This window comes from Pseudomonas oryziphila, assembly GCF_003940825.1.
GTDB lineage: Bacteria > Pseudomonadota > Gammaproteobacteria > Pseudomonadales > Pseudomonadaceae > Aquipseudomonas > Aquipseudomonas sichuanensis.
Window position 1 is genome coordinate 2,505,055 of record NZ_CP034338.1, and the last position, 16,178, is coordinate 2,521,232.

11 protein-coding genes and 3 pseudogenes are annotated in these 16,178 nt (G+C 63.6%); 6 read left to right on the forward strand and 8 right to left on the reverse strand.

Going from position 1 to position 16,178, the window contains the following annotated elements:
* The 3 genes from EJA05_RS11755 to EJA05_RS11765 all read right to left on the reverse strand — a co-directional run bounded on the left by EJA05_RS11755 (position 1) and on the right by EJA05_RS11765 (position 1,747).
* The gene (locus EJA05_RS11755) at positions 1-753 is read right to left on the reverse strand and encodes an SDR family NAD(P)-dependent oxidoreductase (protein ID WP_125858357.1); all 753 of its coding nucleotides are present in this window, start codon (positions 751-753) and stop codon (positions 1-3) included.
* Complete coding sequence (locus tag EJA05_RS11760) at positions 750-1,172, reverse strand: nuclear transport factor 2 family protein (protein WP_125858358.1); 423 nt, start codon at positions 1,170-1,172, stop codon at positions 750-752. The genes EJA05_RS11755 and EJA05_RS11760 overlap by 4 nt, the downstream gene beginning before the upstream one ends.
* Positions 1,173-1,300: 128 nt before the next feature.
* Complete coding sequence (locus EJA05_RS11765; RefSeq protein ID WP_125858359.1) at positions 1,301-1,747, reverse strand: PAS domain-containing protein; 447 nt, start codon at positions 1,745-1,747, stop codon at positions 1,301-1,303.
* Positions 1,748-1,866: 119 nt separating this feature from the next.
* On the opposite strand from EJA05_RS11765, the gene EJA05_RS11770 reads away from it, so the two are divergent.
* Positions 1,867-2,766, forward strand: coding sequence for a MerR family transcriptional regulator (locus tag EJA05_RS11770; protein ID WP_125858360.1), 900 nt, complete (start codon positions 1,867-1,869; stop codon positions 2,764-2,766).
* A gap of 4 nt (positions 2,767-2,770) precedes the next feature.
* Here EJA05_RS11770 and EJA05_RS11775 read toward each other — a convergent pair whose 3' ends face one another.
* Positions 2,771-3,664: a LysR family transcriptional regulator gene (locus tag EJA05_RS11775; protein ID WP_110994839.1), complete on the reverse strand. Its 894-nt coding sequence runs from the start codon at positions 3,662-3,664 to the stop codon at positions 2,771-2,773.
* Positions 3,665-3,912: 248 nt separating this feature from the next.
* Between EJA05_RS11775 and EJA05_RS11780 the strand changes: the two genes are divergently transcribed.
* From EJA05_RS11780 to EJA05_RS11795, 4 genes are all read left to right on the forward strand, one after another.
* On the forward strand, positions 3,913-4,992 hold the full coding sequence (locus EJA05_RS11780; RefSeq protein ID WP_125858361.1) for a 4-oxalomesaconate tautomerase: 1,080 nt from the start codon (positions 3,913-3,915) through the stop codon (positions 4,990-4,992).
* A gap of 60 nt (positions 4,993-5,052) precedes the next feature.
* A complete protein-coding gene (gene dctA, locus EJA05_RS11785) occupies positions 5,053-6,366 on the forward strand; it encodes a C4-dicarboxylate transporter DctA (protein WP_125858362.1) in 1,314 nt (437 codons plus the stop codon).
* Positions 6,367-6,486: 120 nt separating this feature from the next.
* The gene (locus tag EJA05_RS11790) at positions 6,487-7,791 is read left to right on the forward strand and encodes a CitMHS family transporter (protein WP_110994842.1); all 1,305 of its coding nucleotides are present in this window, start codon (positions 6,487-6,489) and stop codon (positions 7,789-7,791) included.
* A gap of 67 nt (positions 7,792-7,858) precedes the next feature.
* Complete coding sequence (locus EJA05_RS11795) at positions 7,859-9,112, forward strand: OprD family porin (RefSeq protein ID WP_125463755.1); 1,254 nt, start codon at positions 7,859-7,861, stop codon at positions 9,110-9,112.
* A gap of 203 nt (positions 9,113-9,315) precedes the next feature.
* Here the strand turns inward: EJA05_RS11795 and EJA05_RS11800 are convergent.
* The 4 genes and pseudogenes from EJA05_RS11800 to EJA05_RS11815 all read right to left on the reverse strand — a co-directional run.
* Positions 9,316-9,741 (reverse strand): annotated as a pseudogene (locus EJA05_RS11800) (RHS repeat domain-containing protein); the annotation flags it as partial.
* Between the two features lie 106 nt (positions 9,742-9,847).
* A complete protein-coding gene (locus EJA05_RS11805) occupies positions 9,848-10,375 on the reverse strand; it encodes a hypothetical protein (protein WP_125858363.1) in 528 nt (175 codons plus the stop codon).
* 26 nt (positions 10,376-10,401) lie between these two features.
* Positions 10,402-15,078, reverse strand: coding sequence for an RHS repeat-associated core domain-containing protein (locus EJA05_RS11810; RefSeq protein WP_223811913.1), 4,677 nt, complete (start codon positions 15,076-15,078; stop codon positions 10,402-10,404).
* A 284-nt stretch (positions 15,079-15,362) separates the two neighbouring features.
* Positions 15,363-15,926 (reverse strand): annotated as a pseudogene (locus tag EJA05_RS11815) (substrate-binding domain-containing protein); the annotation flags it as partial.
* Here EJA05_RS11815 and EJA05_RS11820 point away from each other — a divergent pair.
* Positions 15,925-16,155: pseudogene (locus EJA05_RS11820) on the forward strand (lipoyl synthase); the annotation flags it as partial. The pseudogenes EJA05_RS11815 and EJA05_RS11820 sit on opposite strands and share 2 nt — an antisense overlap.
* Positions 16,156-16,178: the final 23 nt, after the last annotated feature.

The window sequence follows — 16,178 nt, forward strand, 5'->3', positions numbered from 1 at the left end:
CTACCCCTGTTCACGGCGGGCCATGCGCTGGCCCAGCTTCAGGCGCCAGCGCACCGGCAGTGCGCCGAGCAGGCGCAACACGCAGGTGAACAGGCCGGGGAAGTTGATCTCCAGTGGCCGCTGCGCCAGGCGTGCGGCGATATGCCGGGCGGCGCGCTCGGCACTCCACATTTGCGGCATGGCGAAGTCGTTGCGCCGGGTCAGCGGCGTATCGACGAAGCCGGGGCTGACCAGGGTGACATCGATGCCTTCGGTGATCAGGTCGATGCGCAGCGACTCGACCAGGTAGCGCACTGCGGCCTTGGATGCGCCGTAGGCACCGGCCCGTGGCAGCGCCAGCCAGCTCACCGAACTGCCCATCACCACCAGATGTGGTCGCTGGCCGCGCCGAAGCAGGGGCAGGGCGGCCTGGATGCAGTGGCACAGGCCCAGCAGGTTGGTGCGCATTACCCGTTCGACCAGGGCCGGGTCGAAGTGGCCGGGCTCCAGGTACTCGCAGGTGCCGGCGTTGAGGATCACCAGGTCGAGGGCGCCCCAGTGCTGCTCGATACTCGCGGCGATCTGCGCTACTTGCGGCGCCTCGCTGATATCACCTACGGCCATTAGCGTCTGGCCTGCAAAGCGCTCGGCCAGCGCTTGCAAGCTGCTGGCCTGGCGGCCACCCAGCGCGACCTGATGGCCTTGTTCCAGCAAGCACAGCGCCAGGGCAGCGCCGATGCCGCTGCTGGCGCCGGTCAACCAGCAGCGGCTCATGCCAGCCGGCCCTTGAGCCAGCCGATCAGCCCACCGACCACGGGCACGTGCTCGTACAGCAGCGCGCCGGCATCGAAGTAGTCCTGGTGAAACTCGACTTGCTCGCGCCAGCGCAGGTGGCTGCAGCCGTCAAGGCTGATCGGCCTGCCGCCGGCCAGGCGCGGGTGGCAAAAATGCAGGGTCCAACGCAAGTAGCCGTGGCCCGGCTGTACCTGGTCGGCGCCGTGGAAGTCGTAGCGGATGACCTGCACGTTGGCGTACAGCGTGGCGAAGTAGGCACGCAGGGCAGGCAGGCCGTCGATCTGGTGCAGGGGGTCGCGGAAGGTCACCGTTTCGCTGTACAGCTCGTCGAGCCGCTGCAGGTTGCCAGCGTTCAAGCCGGCAAAGCGTTCGGCGAAGGTTTGCAGGTAGTCGGACATGCGCGGCTCCAGGCAATCCTGTACACGGAACGATTTTTGTACAGGTATACCTGAAGCCTATGTCTAAAACTGTACAAGTCAACCTGCTTGTACAGTTTTAGAAGGGCCCGCTCCCACAGGCGTGTACATCAGTGGTTGCTGGTGGCCAGTTGCTGGCGCAACTGCGCCACCTCGGCTTGCAGCTCGCGGACTTTCTGCTCGGCGGATACCTGTGCACTGACGTCACGCTGAATGCCGATGAAATAGGTCAGCTGGTCGGCCTCATTGTGCACCGGGGTGATCGACAGCTCGTTCCAGAACAGGCTGCCGTCCTTGCGGTAGTTGCGCAGCACTTCGCGGCAAGGGCGGCCGTCGCGGATCGCCTCGCGGATGTTCGCAAGCCCCGGCTGGTCATGGTCCTGGCCCTGCAGGAAGCGGCAGTCCTGGTAGAGGATGTCGTCGACGGCATAGCCGGTCAGGCGTTCGAATGCCGGGTTGGCGTAGATCAGGATGCTGTCGCTGCCTTCCTGTTCGGCGACGACGATGCCGTCGTTGGAGGTTTCGACCATCAGTTGCAGCAGCTTTGCGTCGATCATGTGAGCCTCGGGTAATGGTGGCGTGCGCGCTGGCCGCCATGATGACGCACGAACGCTCGGCGCAAAAGGCGGGGATGGGTTTAGAATGGCGTCCCCGGCCCCTAGACCCCACATGCCCGATGACCGAAGCGATTTCCCCTGATTTGCTGCCCATGCGCGATGTGGTGAGCCTGACCGGCATCAACCCGGTGACCCTGCGCGCCTGGGAGCGCCGCCACGGGCTGATCAGCCCCCAGCGCACCGAAGGCGGCCATCGCCTGTACACGCCCGAGGATGTACAGCGCATCCGCGACATCCTGCACTGGACGGGCAGTGGCCTGCCGATCAGCAAGGTCGGCGAGTTGCTGGCCCGTCAGCACGAGCAAGGGGGCCGGGCGGTCGAGCAGGGCAGCGATGCCTTCGACGACTGGCGCGCTGCCGTGCTGCGTGCCACCCAGGCCTTCGATGGGCAGGCGCTCGAAGCGCTGCATGGTCAGGTGTTCACTTTGTTCCCCAAAACCGTCGCGCTGCGCGAAGTGCTGATGCCGGTGTGGCGCCAGTTGGCCGCTGGCACGGCGTTCGGCCAACGCAGCCAATGGCTGTTCCTCGATACCTTCCTGCGCGCCCGGCTGTTGCTGCGCCTGCAACTGAACCAAGCCGCCGCCCCGCGCGTGCTGTTGTGCGCAGTCGGTGGCGTCAGCGAGTTGGAGCTGCTGTGCAGCGCCCTGATGCTGGGTGGGGAACAGCAGCGTGTCGAGGTGCTCGGCAACACCCAGCCGCTGGACGAGCTGCCGCTGCTGTGCGTGGCCATGCGCCCGGCTGCACTGGTGATCAGGGTGCAGGGCCCGATCAGCCCGGCCCTGGCCACGCGGTTGCGCAGCCTGCAGATGGAAATTGCCTGCCCGATGGCATTGCTGGGCGACGGCCTGGCCGAGTTTGCCTCGCTGTTGCAGGGCATCCCGTTGGCGCTGCTGGAGGGGCAGGGCGCCGAGGCCGGGCCCAAGCTTGCGGCCTTGCTCAGGGGCGCACTGGAGCTGTAAAGGCTCAGCCGCTGCGCCACTTCTCCAGCAGTATCGCCACGAACTTTTCCGCCGCAGGCGACAGCGAGGCGCCACGCCGGTACACAAGGCCCAGGGTGCGGGTGACCTCCGGCTCGGTGAGCGGGACGCTGACCAGGGTCGGGTGGTCGGGCCCAGGCATCGCCAGGCTGGGCATTGCCGAAACCCCCAGCCCGGCCTCGACCATCCCCAGGGATGTGGACAGGTGCTGCACCTCGTAGAACCATTTGGGCCTCAGGCTCAGCCCGCTCAAGGCGTGGTCCAGCAGCATGCGGTTGCCGCTCAGGCGGCCAACGCCGATCAGCCGATAGTCGGCCAGTTCCGACCAGGTCACCGCTTTGCGCGATGCCAGTTCATGGTCGCGCCGGCAGGCCAGGACGAACGGCTCCTGCACCAGCGAGACGAACTCGATGTCCGAGTGCTGGCCGCTCATCATGTTGATGCCGAAGTCCGCTTCGCCGCGCAGCACTGCCTCCAGGCCGTCGTTGGCGCTGAGGTCGAGCAGGCGGATGCGGATCTTCGGGTACTGCTGGTTGTACAGGCGGATCACCGAGGGCAGGAAGTAGAAGGCCGCCGTGGGGATGCAGGCGAGGGTGACCTGGCCGCTCTGGCGCTCGGCCAGCTCGCGGATGCTCAGGATCGAGTCCTCGAAATCATCGAGCAGGCGGCGTGCCTTGGGCAAAAAATCCCGGCCGACGCTGGTCAGGCTGACGCGCCGGGTGGTGCGTTCGAGCAGCGGCGTGCCCAGGCCCTCTTCGAGCTTCTTGATACGCCTGCTCAGCGCCGGCTGCGACAGGTGCAGCACCTCTGCCGCTTCGTGGAAGCTGCCCAGTTCGGCGATTTTCACGAAAGATCTGATGTCTTGGAGCTCGTATTCCATGGCGACTCTCGGTTTAGTCCTTGATATAGCGATCAGGGCTGCCTTGCAGCCCATCGCCGGCAAGCCGGCGATGAGGCCAGTGCCTGCCACACAAAACATGGGTTCCACACGTGATCAACATCCACGTTTGATTGATTTGCCAAACGCAATAATAGCTACGATCTTTGCATTGGATTGATTTATCCATGCCTGTCACTCTTTCGATCACAACATCAATTCAGCCGATTGATCAACAAGAGTCACTAGACATGCAACGAATCCCCTGTGTGCTCATGCGCGGCGGCACCTCCAAAGGCCCCATCTTCCATGCCTGGGATCTGCCCACCAATGTGGTCGAGCGCGATGAAGTGCTGCTGCGCCTGATGGGCTCCGGCCACGAGCTGGAAATCGACGGCATCGGTGGCGGCAGCCCGCAGACCAGCAAGGTGGCGATCGTCAGCCCGTCGCTGCACGCCGACGCCGATGTCGATTACCTGTTCGTCCAGGTGATGGTGGCCCAGCGCCGCGTGGACACCGCGCCCAACTGCGGCAACATGCTCTGCGCCGTGGGCCCGTTCGCCATCGAGCAAGGCCTGGTCAAGGCCGTCGAGGGCAAGACCCTGGTGCGCATCCGCAATCTCAACACCAACACCTTCGTCAATTCCCTGGTCGAGACGCCCAACGGCATCGTCCGTTACGAAGGCCGCACGGCCATCGATGGCGTGCCGGGCACGGCGGCGCCGATCCACCTGACCTTCCTCGACGCGGTCGGCAGCAAGACCGGGCAGCTGTTCCCCACCGGCCAAGCCTGCGATGTGATCGACGGCGTGCCGGTGACCTGCATCGACATGGCCATGCCGATGATGATCGTCGAGGCCAGCCAGCTGGGCCTGGACGGCGGCGAAAGCCCCGCCGAGCTGGATGCCGACAGCCGCCTGCTCAAGCGCCTGGAAGCGCTGCGCCTCAAAGCCGGGCGGGCCATGGGCCTGGGCGATGTCAGCGGCATGGTCATCCCCAAGCCGGTGCTGGTCAGCCCGGCGAAGTTCGGCGGCACGCTGCAGGTGCGCTACTTCATGCCGCACAACTGCCACCGGGCCCTGGCCATCACCGGAGCAATCGGGCTGGCAACTGCCTGCGTCAGCCCCGGCACCGTCACCATGAACCTGCTTGGCGATGCGGCCCAGGGCCTGCAGGAAGTGCGCCTCGAGCACCCCAGCGGTGGCATTGATGTGGCGCTTTCGCGCAGCGGGCCGGATGGCAAGACGATCCAGGCGTCCGTGGTGCGTACCGCCCGCCGGCTGTTCTCAGGTTTCGTCTACGCGCCAACGGCACGGCGGCTGGCTGGCTGAGCCGCTGTACCCACGGACGACACAGCGCATCCGCACAAATCCAACAATGGGTGATGCCTCATGAAACTGGTCAAATCGCTGTACTTCCAGATCCTCTGCGCCGTCCTGCTGGGCGTGGTGGTCGGGCACTTCTGGGCGCAACAGGCTGTGGCCCTGAAACCGCTGGGCGATGCCTTCATCAAGTTGATCAAGATGATGATCGCACCGGTGGTGTTCTGCACCATCGTCACCGGCATCGCCGGCATGAGCGATCGGCGCTCGCTGGGCCGGCTGATGAGCAAGACGCTGTTGCTGTTCCTGGTGCTGACCGTGATCAGCCTGGCGATCGGCCTGGCGGCGGTGCATATCTTGCGCCCGGGCGAGGGCATGAACATCGACCCGTCGACCCTCAGCACCCAAGGGCTGAGCCAGTACACCGACTCGGCGGCCAAGCTGGGTGTGGTCGACTTCTTCATGCACATCATCCCCGACACCTTCATCGGCGCGTTCAACAAAGGCGAAGTGCTGCCGGTGCTGTTCCTCGCCGTGCTGTGCGGCTTTGCCCTGTCGGCCATGGGCGAGCGCGGCCAGCCGGTGCTCACGGTGCTGGAGTCGGCCTCGCAGATGGTGTTCAAGATCTTCGGCTACCTGATGCGCTTCGCCCCGGTAGGTGCCTTCGGCGCCCTGGCGTTCACCGTGGGGCAGTACGGCATCAGCTCGCTCGGCGCGCTGGCCAAGCTGGTCATGACCCTGTACATCGCCTGCGCCTTCTTCGTGCTGGTGGTGCTTGGCGGGGTGTGCCGGGCCAATGGCTTCAGCCTGTGGAAGCTGCTGCGCTACCTGCGCGAAGAGTTTTTGGTGGTGCTCGGTACTTCGTCCACCGAGCCGGTGCTGCCGCGCATGCTGCAGAAGCTCGAAGCCCTGGGCTGCAAGAAGGGCGTGGTAGGGCTGGTGCTGCCCACCGGCTATTCGTTCAACCTCGACGGCACGGCCATCTACCTGTCGCTGGCCGCGGTGTTCATCGCCCAGGCCTGCAACATCGACCTGACCCTGGGCCAGACCCTGACCATGCTGGCGATCATGCTGCTGTCGTCCAAGGGCGCGGCGGGGGTCACTGGTAGCGGCTTCGTTGCGCTGGCCTCGACCCTGACCGTGATTCACGACATCCCGCTGGCGGGGCTGGCGCTGCTGATCGGTGTCGACCGCTTCATGTCCGAGGCGCGGGCGCTGACTAGCCTTGCCAGCAACGCGGTAGCCACGGTGGTCATCTCGCTGTCGGAAAACGCCTGTGACCGGCAGACGCTGATGCGCACCCTGGCCGATGGCCCGCAACCCGCCGCCAGCACAGACAGCCCAGCCCACTGGCCGGCCGGTGAGCCACACCGGCACGGCTAGACCGCCCGCTTACAAGCACTGAATGACATAAACTTCCACCCAGCGCCGCGAGGCGCGGGTGGGGCAAGGGCCGTTCGCGCTCGCCGCGGCCACTCCCAATAAAAACAAGAGAATATTCCCATGCTTGCATTGCTTGGCCTGGTCATGGTGGTGACCTTCACCTACCTGATCATGAGCAAACGCCTGTCGCCGATCGTCGCGCTCACCGTAGTGCCCATTGTCTTCGCCGTGATCGGTGGCTTTGCCCCGGACCTTGGCAAGATGATGCTCGACGGCCTGAAAACGGTCGCACCGTCCGCCGCCCTGCTGCTGTTCGCCATCCTGTTCTTCGGCCTGATGATCGATGCCGGGCTGTTCGACCCGTTGATCCGCAAGATCCTCAAACGGGTCAATGGCGACCCGATCAAGATCGCCATGGGCACCGCGTTGCTGTCGCTGCTGGTGGCCCTCGACGGCGACGGCACCACCACCTACATGATCACCTGCGCCGCCATGCTGCCGCTGTACAAGCGCATCGGCATGAACCCTATGATCCTGGCGACCATCGCCATGCTGTCGCTGAGCATCATGAGCGGCCTGAGCCCGTGGGGCGGGCCGGCCACCCGGGCCATCGCCGCCCTGGGCCTGGATGCCAGCGAGTACTTCATCCCGATGCTGCCGACCATGGTCGGCGGCGCTGCCTGGGTAGTGTTCACCGCCTTCCTGCTGGGCCGCGCCGAGCGCAAGCGCATCGGCAACATCAAGCTCGAATCCGGCGGCGGCAACTGCTACATCAAGGCGATCCTGGAAGACACTCCGCACAAGCGCCCGCGCCTGGCCTACGTCAACCTGGTGCTGGTGATCGCAGTGATGGTCGCGCTGGTGATGGGCCTGATGCATGCGGCGATCCTGTTCATGATCGGCTTCGTCGCGGCCTTGATGATCAACTACCCGCAGCTCGAGCTGCAGAAGGAACGCATCCTCGCTCACTCCGGCAACGCCATGACCGTGGTGCTGCTGGTGTTCGCCGCCGGCATTTTCGCTGGCATCTTCTCCGGCACCAAGATGGTCGATGCGCTGGCGCAGACCCTGGTCGACTGGATCCCTGAAGCCTGGGGCCACTGGTTCCCGCTGGTGGTGGCGATCACCAGCATGCCGCTGACCTTCGTGCTGTCCAACGATGCCTACTACTTCGGTGTGGTGCCGATCCTGGCCAACGCGGCCGCCGCCTATGGCATCGACCCGGTGGAGATCGCCCGCGCCTCGGTGCTTGGGCAGCCGGTGCACCTGATGAGCCCGCTGGTGGCGTCCACCTTGCTGTTGGTCGGCATGGTCGACCGCGACATCGGCGAGTTCCAGAAAGCCACGGTGAAGTGGGCGGTGCTGACTTCGCTGGTGATCACCGCGCTGGCCCTGCTGACCGGGGCCCTGTCCTTCTTCGTCTGACCCTCCCTGACGGGTGGCCGAGCGGCCGCCCGGTAACGCGCCAATAACAATAAAAGAGTCCCCGAACATGACACGAGCCCTTCAGCGTGGGGCCGCTTGCGGCCTGCTGTTCTGCACCTTGCCTGCGGCCCAGGCGGCCGGTTTCATCGATGACGCCAGCCTCAAGCTGCAGCTGCGCAATGTGTATTTCAACGAGAACTTTCGCGACGAGCAGGGCCTGAGCCCCCGCGCCGCCGCCAACGCCAAGAGCGAGCGGGTGGAATGGGCGCAGGGTTTCCTGCTGGACTACCAGTCTGGTTTCACCCAAGGCCCGCTCGGCCTGGGGGTGGATGCCCTGGCACTGGTCGGGGTGAAGCTCGATTCGGGACGTGGGCGCAGTGGCACCGGCCTGCTGCCGGTGCATGACGACGGCCGCGCGGCGGACGAATTCGCCAGTGCCGGGGTAACCGCCAAGGCCCGGCTGGGCGCCACCGTGGTCAAGCACGGCAGCTTGCTGCCCAAGACCCCGGTGCTGGTCTACAACGATGCTCGCCTGCTGCCGCAGACCTACCAGGGTACCCAGCTGGTCAGCACCGACATCAGCGGCCTGACCCTGAGCGCCGGCCACCTCGACCGCTTCAAGCAGCGCGACTCTTCCGACAGCACCGGGCTGTATGCCGACGGCTACGGCGGTCGCGAATCGGGTGATTTCACCTACGCCGGCGCCGAGTACGCAGTCAGCAAGCAACTGCGCTTGAGCTACTTCCACGGCGAGCTGGAGCACTTCTATCGCCAGGACTTCGGCGGGGTCCAGCATGACCTGCCGCTGGCGGGCGGCGTGCTGACCACCGACCTGCGCTATTTCAAGAGCCACGACAGCGGCGCGGCCTACGGCGGCCGCATCGACAACGACATGTTCAGCGGCCAGCTGGCCTACACCCACAGCGGCCACACCCTGGGCGCGGGCTACCAGGTGCTCGATGGCGAGGCAGGGCTGCCTTATGTCAGCGGGGCGACGGTGTATTCGTTCAGCAACGTCGGCATCGGCAAGTTCATCGAGGAAGAAGAGAAAACCTGGATGGCCAGCTATGCCTACAACTTCGCCGCTGCCGGCGTGCCGGGGCTGACGTTCATGACCCGTTACCTGAGCGGCGACAATGGCCGCTCCGGCACGGCGGGCTTGAGCGAGTGGGAACGCGACATGGAGCTGGCGTACGTGGTGCAGTCGGGCAGCTTCAAAGGCCTGGGGGTGAAGCTGCGCAACTATGTGTACCGGGCGGACTTCGCCCGTGGCCGGGACAGCAACCGCATTTACCTGACCTACGACATCGCCCTGTGGTAGCGCATCCTCGGGCTAGGGTTTATACGAGAAGTTCTGTGGGAGCGGGTTTACCCGCGAAGGGCTGCAAAGCAGCCCCATTAGTGGCGATGAAACCTTAGCTGACTGGCACCCGGCAGTGGGGGAGGGCTGAACTTGCATTTTCTAATAGCGGGCGATGAGCTTAGTTAGCGAGCTTTGGCCTTGCCCTTGTCAGGGACTGGGTCGCCGTTAAGCAGGCGGTGGACGAGGTTGCCGCGCTCATCGTACTGATAGTGGGTGCCGGCGTACTCGCGCAGCAGGTTGTCCATCCGCTTGTTACGGCGCGGGTCGCGTTCCAGCGGGCGGTTGAGCTGCTGGGCGTTGTCGTCCAGCAGGTTGCCGGCCGGGTCGAAGGCAAAGGTCTCGACGCCCAGGCGGCTGGTGGCTTGCAACAGGCGCCCGATCGGGTCGTACCGATAGGTCAGATGGCCACGGCGACTGTCCTGGATATCGGTCAGCTGGCCAACCGCATCGTATTGATACTGGCGCTTGAGCAGTGTGGACTTGCCGTCATGGCTACCCAGCAATTGTTCTTGCAACCGACCTGCCGGGCCCCAAGCATGATGGCGGACCACTTCGCGGTACAGTTCATCGCACTTATAGTTCAGCAGTATCTTGAAGCTGTTGCGCACCTCTTGGCGCACCAAATAAAGGTGCACCACCTCATTCCGGGGCCGAACACGTAGCGACAGTAGCTTCGCGGGCTTATTTTATATATCAGGGCAATAATTTCGGCACGTACCCCGGACTGGCATTTAGAGGTTTCCTAACCCCTGTATTGAAAAACAAATGCCAGTTTTTCCCCGAACTCAATGCCCCGTCCGTCCAGTGATACCTATCATTTACATGCTTCCCATCCCCCGCAGAGCTCATAACACCTTTATGCGCTATTTTCTTGAGCAATTTGTTTGTGATTCTACTAATTTTCTGTTCCGCTTCGGATCTGTCGCCTGCGAGTACTGATGCTCCTATCGCATGTTCATCCTCACCACCATAAACAACCCTGACAAAACCCACCTTATCTTGGCGATTCACTGCACCTTGCCGCACGCCTGCAAAGCCAAAATCTTTTTTATCCCCGATCAGCACCATCATCTGAATAGAGTCTTCAAAGTGTTTCTTGGTTATCGAGGAAATTTCTTCAATCAGAGTAAATGGCTCAGAATAATTGGTCGACATGAACACATCATAGCCGGACTCATTCTTTAGCTGCTCAAGCAAAACCAAGTACTCATCAAAGCTCATGAAGACATTTTTTTCCACAATACACCTCAAGGACAGGGCTTATTATATGCACGGAACTGTACTTCATCAGAGGCATCCTCTTGGGAGGCCTTAGTTCTTAGATCTTCCATCGCCTTCTGTTCACGTGCTATAGGCGTTTCACCATCTGCTTTTACCTTGCCAACATTCCCGTATACCCTCTTACCATTTTCGTCGACATAAATAATATCGGGGCGCCGTCCATTTTTGTGGCCACCTGGTGTAAAGATTTTTCGTTCACTCAACACCCCTCCACCGGCAATTACCGTACCACCAGAAGCCTGCACCTCTCGCCCCCACGCCGCAATTACCTGGTTATGCGGCCCCTCACCATTAGTTTTCGGCCCCCGCTTCGCCAACCCAAGCGGGTCTATCCAGTCAATAGGGTTCGGCGTATACGCAAAGAGGTTCAACCCACCAAAGTAGCTGATCGGATCTTGGTTGATGAACCGCCCAGCCTTCGGATCATAGTATCTATAACGGTTGTAATGCAGCCCGGTCTCGTGATCGTGGTACTGCCCCTGGAAGCGAATCGGGTTGCTCAGGCCAATCTGCCTGGCCCACTCCGAACGCGCCTCGCGTACTTCACCCCAAGCCTTGTATTGTCCGGCCCACGCCACCTCACCGTTGTGATCGGTTAGCTCCATCGGCGTGCCCAGGTGATCGCACTGATACCAGGCAATCGCCTCGAATGGCTGCGCCTTGACCTCGGTGTGCCACAACGGATCCTGATCGAAATCGTATTCCCGGCCGCACCAGTCGGGCTGGCGCAGCAAGCGGATCGGGGTATTTCGTTGTGCCTGGACCACCGGCACAAAACTGCCCGGCTCGTACAGGTAGTGCACGGTCCGCCCGGTCTCGCCTTCGTCTTGCGGCGGCGAGCTTTCCCAGGCGAGGGTGTCGCCATCCCAGCCATACAGGGTGTAGCCACACCCCAGTTCACGTTGGCGTTTGGCCCGCTGCATCCGGTTCCAGCCGCTGCCCGAACGGGGATCGTCCTGATAGCGTGCGCTCGAGTGCTTATGCAGGCGGCGGCCCAGGGCGTCGTAGCTGTAGACCACGCTGAGCTTGCTGTCGTCAAAGCGAGTCAGCCGGTCGAACAGGTCCCAGGTCAGGCGCGCCTTGTCGCCGTTATGCAGGCGGTGGACGAGGTTGCCGCGCTCGTCGTACTGATAGTGGGTGCCGGCGTACTCGCGCAGCAGGTTGTCCATCCGCTTGTTACGGCGCGGGTCGCGTTCCAGCGGGCGGTTGAGCTGCTGGGCGTTGTCGTCCAGCAGGTTGCCGGCCGGGTCGAAGGCGAAGGTCTCGACGCCCAGGCGGCTGGTGGCTTGCAGCAAACGCCCCACCGGGTCGTATTGGTAGGCCAGGTGGCCACGGCGGGTGTCGTGGATATCGGTCAGCTGGCCAACCGCATCGTATCGATACTGGCGCTTGAGCATCGTGGACTTGCCGTCATGGCTGCCCAGCAGTTGTTCCTGTAAACGGCCTGCCGGGTCCCAGGCCTGGGTCTGCATCAACTGGTTGCCTTGATGGCGGACCACTTCGCGGTGCAGGTCGTCACGCTCGTAGGCCAACAGTTCGTGCTGGTCGAGGGTCATGCCCAACACATGGCCGCTGCCGTAGGTGAGCACGCTGACCTTGTGCCCGTCCGGGCGAATCGTCGAAACACGATGATTGAGGGCGTCGTACGCGTGCTGCCACACCGCGACCATCGGCACGTCAGTCTTGAAGTAGTACTGGTGCTCGCGGGTCAGGTTGCCGGCTTCATCAAAGAACCACTGCAGCTTGCTGTCGGCGTTGACGGCCTGGACCAGCTTGCCGTTACCGTCGTAGGCAAAGGTTTCTTCCTGGCGCTGGTCGCCCAGGCTCGCCACCCGCGAGGCCAGGCGCCCCACGGCATCGAAGGTGATATCGATCCGGCGTTGGCCGACCTGCGTGCTGGCCAGCCGACCGCTGTCCGGGTCGTACCGGTAGCGCGTCACCAGGCCATCGAAGCCCTTTTCTTCCAGCAAACGACCCACCGGGTCGTGGAGGAAGGTGGCCTTGCTTTCGTTCTCGTTCTCCAGCCCGATCAGGCGGCCCAGCTTGTCCCAGCGGTAACGCACCGTGTGCTCGGCAGCATCCACGCGTTCAGCAAGCAGCCCCGCCGTGTTGTAAGACCAAGTGGTGCAGCGGTCCAGGGCATCGGCGTGGGCCAGCAGGCGGCCTTCGGCATCACGTTCGAAGCGCTCTTCGGTGTTGTCCGGATGAATGACTTTCGCCAGCTGGCCGGCGTTGTATTCATAGGCGGTCTTGCTGCCGGCGGCATCGGTGAACAGCGCTAGGCGGCCGAGATCGTCGTATGCCCACTGGCTGGTCTTGCCTGAGCAGTCGGTGAACTCGACCAACTGATCGGCTGCGTTGTAAGCCAGCTTCTTTTCGTTGCCCGCTGCATCCTTGATTGCCTTGATCAGGCCCGAGGGCGTGTAGGTGTATTCGGTCCTGTTGCCCAGCGGGTCAGTGGCTTCAATCAGGTTGCCCTTGAGATCGTAATCACGCAGCCACAGGCCACCTTCGGCATCGCGGATCTTGATCGGATGGCGACGGTCGTCATAGGCAATGTGGACCTTGCTATGGTCGGCACGGATATGGCGGATGACGCTGCCTTGATCATCGTAGTCGTAGCGGTCTTCGCTGCCGTCCGGGTGAACATGACGCACGAGTTTTTTGCGGTCATCGCGGAACAACCACTCCGAACGCTCGTCGGGGTAGCGGATGCGATAAAGGTGCCCCTGGATATCGTAGTAGTACCAAGTCTCCTGGCCGTGGGCGTCGGTGACGTAGGTCAGGCGGATGTTCTCGTCCCACTCCAGTCGGGTGTCGAAGCTGCCGTCGTCGGCCCACTCATGAATAGCCTTGGCGTGGGCGCTGCTACCGTCCCATTCCAGGTTCATGCCGCGACCGGTACGGTCGGTGTAGCGGGTCACCAAATGGTGCTGGTACTGGTAGTGCCAGGCAGCGCCGTTTTCATCCTGGGCGGCGACCAGGTCGCCCTGGTCGTCGTAGTGGTAGGCGCACAGCTGGCGCAGCGGCTGGCCGTCGCGCATTTCCCACAGGCCGGTGATATGGCCGTGGTCGTCGATCAGTGTGCCGAGGTGGCGCAGCACATCCTGCGCATCGCCCTGGAAGGTGATGATGTCGGACAGCACCGGGCGGCCTTCGTGGCGATGCTCGTAATGCAGCATGCAGCCGGCGTCGTTCCCCAGCAGGATCTTGCGCAGGTAATAGCGATCGCCCACGCGCAGGTAATACTCCTTGCGCACGAAACCACGGCAGATCACCAGCTCCTCTTCGCTGCTGCGCACCAGCAGCAGGTCTTCGATGGCGTTGAACAGCGCCTTGCCGACCTTGGGCAGGTCGAAGGCATGGCTGCGAGCGTCGTGGTCATGGAACACCAGGCCCTTGCCCACCACGTCGATTCGGGTAGTGAATTCGGTGACCCAGCGCGCCCCGAGGCTGCCCTGGTCATATTCGGCCAGGCGCGAGTGATAGGTCCGCTGCCATTCGATGGGGAAGGGGCCAGGCAAACTGAAATCGGTATGCAGGATGAACTCGGAACCTAGCGAGAAACTGATGCTATGGCCGGTACGGGCCTTCGGCTCGGGTGGGCAAGGGGGACGCTTGGGGCTCGGTGTCTGCTCAGCCGGTGCCTGCCTGCCACTGACCGCCAACTGCCCCTTGCTTTGCTCGCGCTCCACCTGGGTCACGGTATCCGGCTTGACCACCCCCGGCTGGCCGTTCCTGTTGCGCTTGCGAAAGCCCTTTACCGCGCCGTCCAACACGTTGAGCATCCAGCCGATGCTCATCTGCGTGCCAGGGTCGGCCAGCTTGTTCAACTGCTGGGTCGTCTCCGGGCCCAGGGCGCGCAACTGGCCGGTGTTGGCCAGCACCTTGGTCTTGATTTCGTCCGGCAGCAGCTTGCTGGTCGCGCTGTTGGCCAGGCCCTTGCCGGCAGCCTTGTAGGCGCTGTGTACCGCACCGAAGAAATTGCTGATCGCGGTCTTGGGGTCATAGAGCAACTGATCGCTCGCCGCCGCCATCTGCCTGCTCACCGCCGCTTTGTCGCCTTTGGCATCCAGCTGGCCGAGCACCACCTTCTCCAGGCCATCGGCAATCTCGCCGGTCACCTTGGTGCCGAGCGCACCGGCGTCGGCGAGGATCTCGGCAATCTTCGGCTGGGCCTGTTTGACGAAGTCGTCGATGGTGCCGGCGATGGTGGCGTTGAGGTGCCCGCTCAATACCGTGATCAGCGAATCGCCCAGCAGCATCTTGGCGCTGTTGCGCAGCTCCTGGCGCACCAGGAACAGCGTTGGCCGCAGGCTCATGCGCGCCGCGGCCATGGTCGGCGGCGTCGGCAGCACGCCGATCAGGTTGATGCCCAGGCTCACCCAGTCGAGCAACTGGCGGTTCTTGCTCTTGACCAGGGTCACCACGTCGCCCAGGGCGTCGACCAGGGCCATGATGTTGCCGACCACCGGCAGGGCGCCGGCCACGGACTTGATCCGTTCAAGGGTGACGTAGCCAGCGCTGACCGATTGCAGCCAGGCGTCGAAGGCGGCGGCGCCACGGCCGACGTCCTTGGCATCGATGGTGTTGAGCGGGGCGACGGCGACCTGGGATTCGCGCTGCCTGGTTTCGCCGCTCATGGCAGCGCCTCGCTGTCCAGCGGGCGCTTGGCCTGTTTTCCAGGGGTGACGGCCATCTTGGCGCGTGTTGCCATGTGCAGCTCTCCATGCGTGAACGCGGTCGCCCGGCGGGATCCAGCCAGGTCGAAACGGGGCTGGAAAAGATACCGAGGCGGTTCACAGGGAGGGCGTCAGGTCTTTCTTGAGAGGCTGAAGGGCGTTTCCTGCATGACGGCTGGATAATTCCTACAGGCGGCAGGGGCAGATAAGTGGCATTCGATCATCAATGGGCCGGCAGAAAATGGTCAGCCCAACCCAGGCTGATGCATGCAGGCGTTCAGGTCTTCAAGAAACGCCTGCAGGATCGGCGGTGGCGATACCCCACGGCGGGTGATGACGTCGAACGGCGAGGTCAGGTCCAGGCTGCTGGCGCCCAGGCGGCGCATGTCGCCGGTCTTCACCCACTGCTCGGCGAAGTGCACCGGCAAGAAGCCGATGTAGGCGCCGGAAATGATCAGGATCGCCGCCGCCTCGATGTTCTCCACGGTAGCGGCGGCCTTGCTCACGCCCAGTTGCTCCAGGTCGTACTGCTGCATGTAGCCGCGCACGACGATATGGCAGCCGCGCACTTCTTCCAGCAGGCGGCCATTGCTTGCCTTGCTCCCATACAGCGGGTGGCGCCGGCCGCAGTACAAGCCCAGGGCTTCGTCATACAGCGGCAGGTAGGACAGCCCCGGCACCCGCAGGGGGAAATGGCCGATGGCCAGGTGCAGACGGCTGTCCAGCACCCGCTCTTCCAACTCCGCCGGGGCGCCGATGTAGATGTGCAGGTGGGCATCGTGCCCGCGCGAGACGAAGCGCTGGGTGGTGCTCGAGGTGATGCAGCGCTTGCGCGAGCACCAGGTCGACATGCTGACCCTGGGGCATTACCTGCAACCGTCGCGCAGCCACCTGCCGGTGCAGCGTTTCGTGCACCCGGACACCTTCGCCTGGTTTGCCGAGCAGGCCGTGGCGATGGGCTTCAGGAACGTGGCGTCGGGGCCGCTGGTGCGCTCGTCCTACCATGCCGAGCAACAGGCGGCGCAGGCGGTGGGGTAGATCCCGCGCTGCATGGGCCGGCC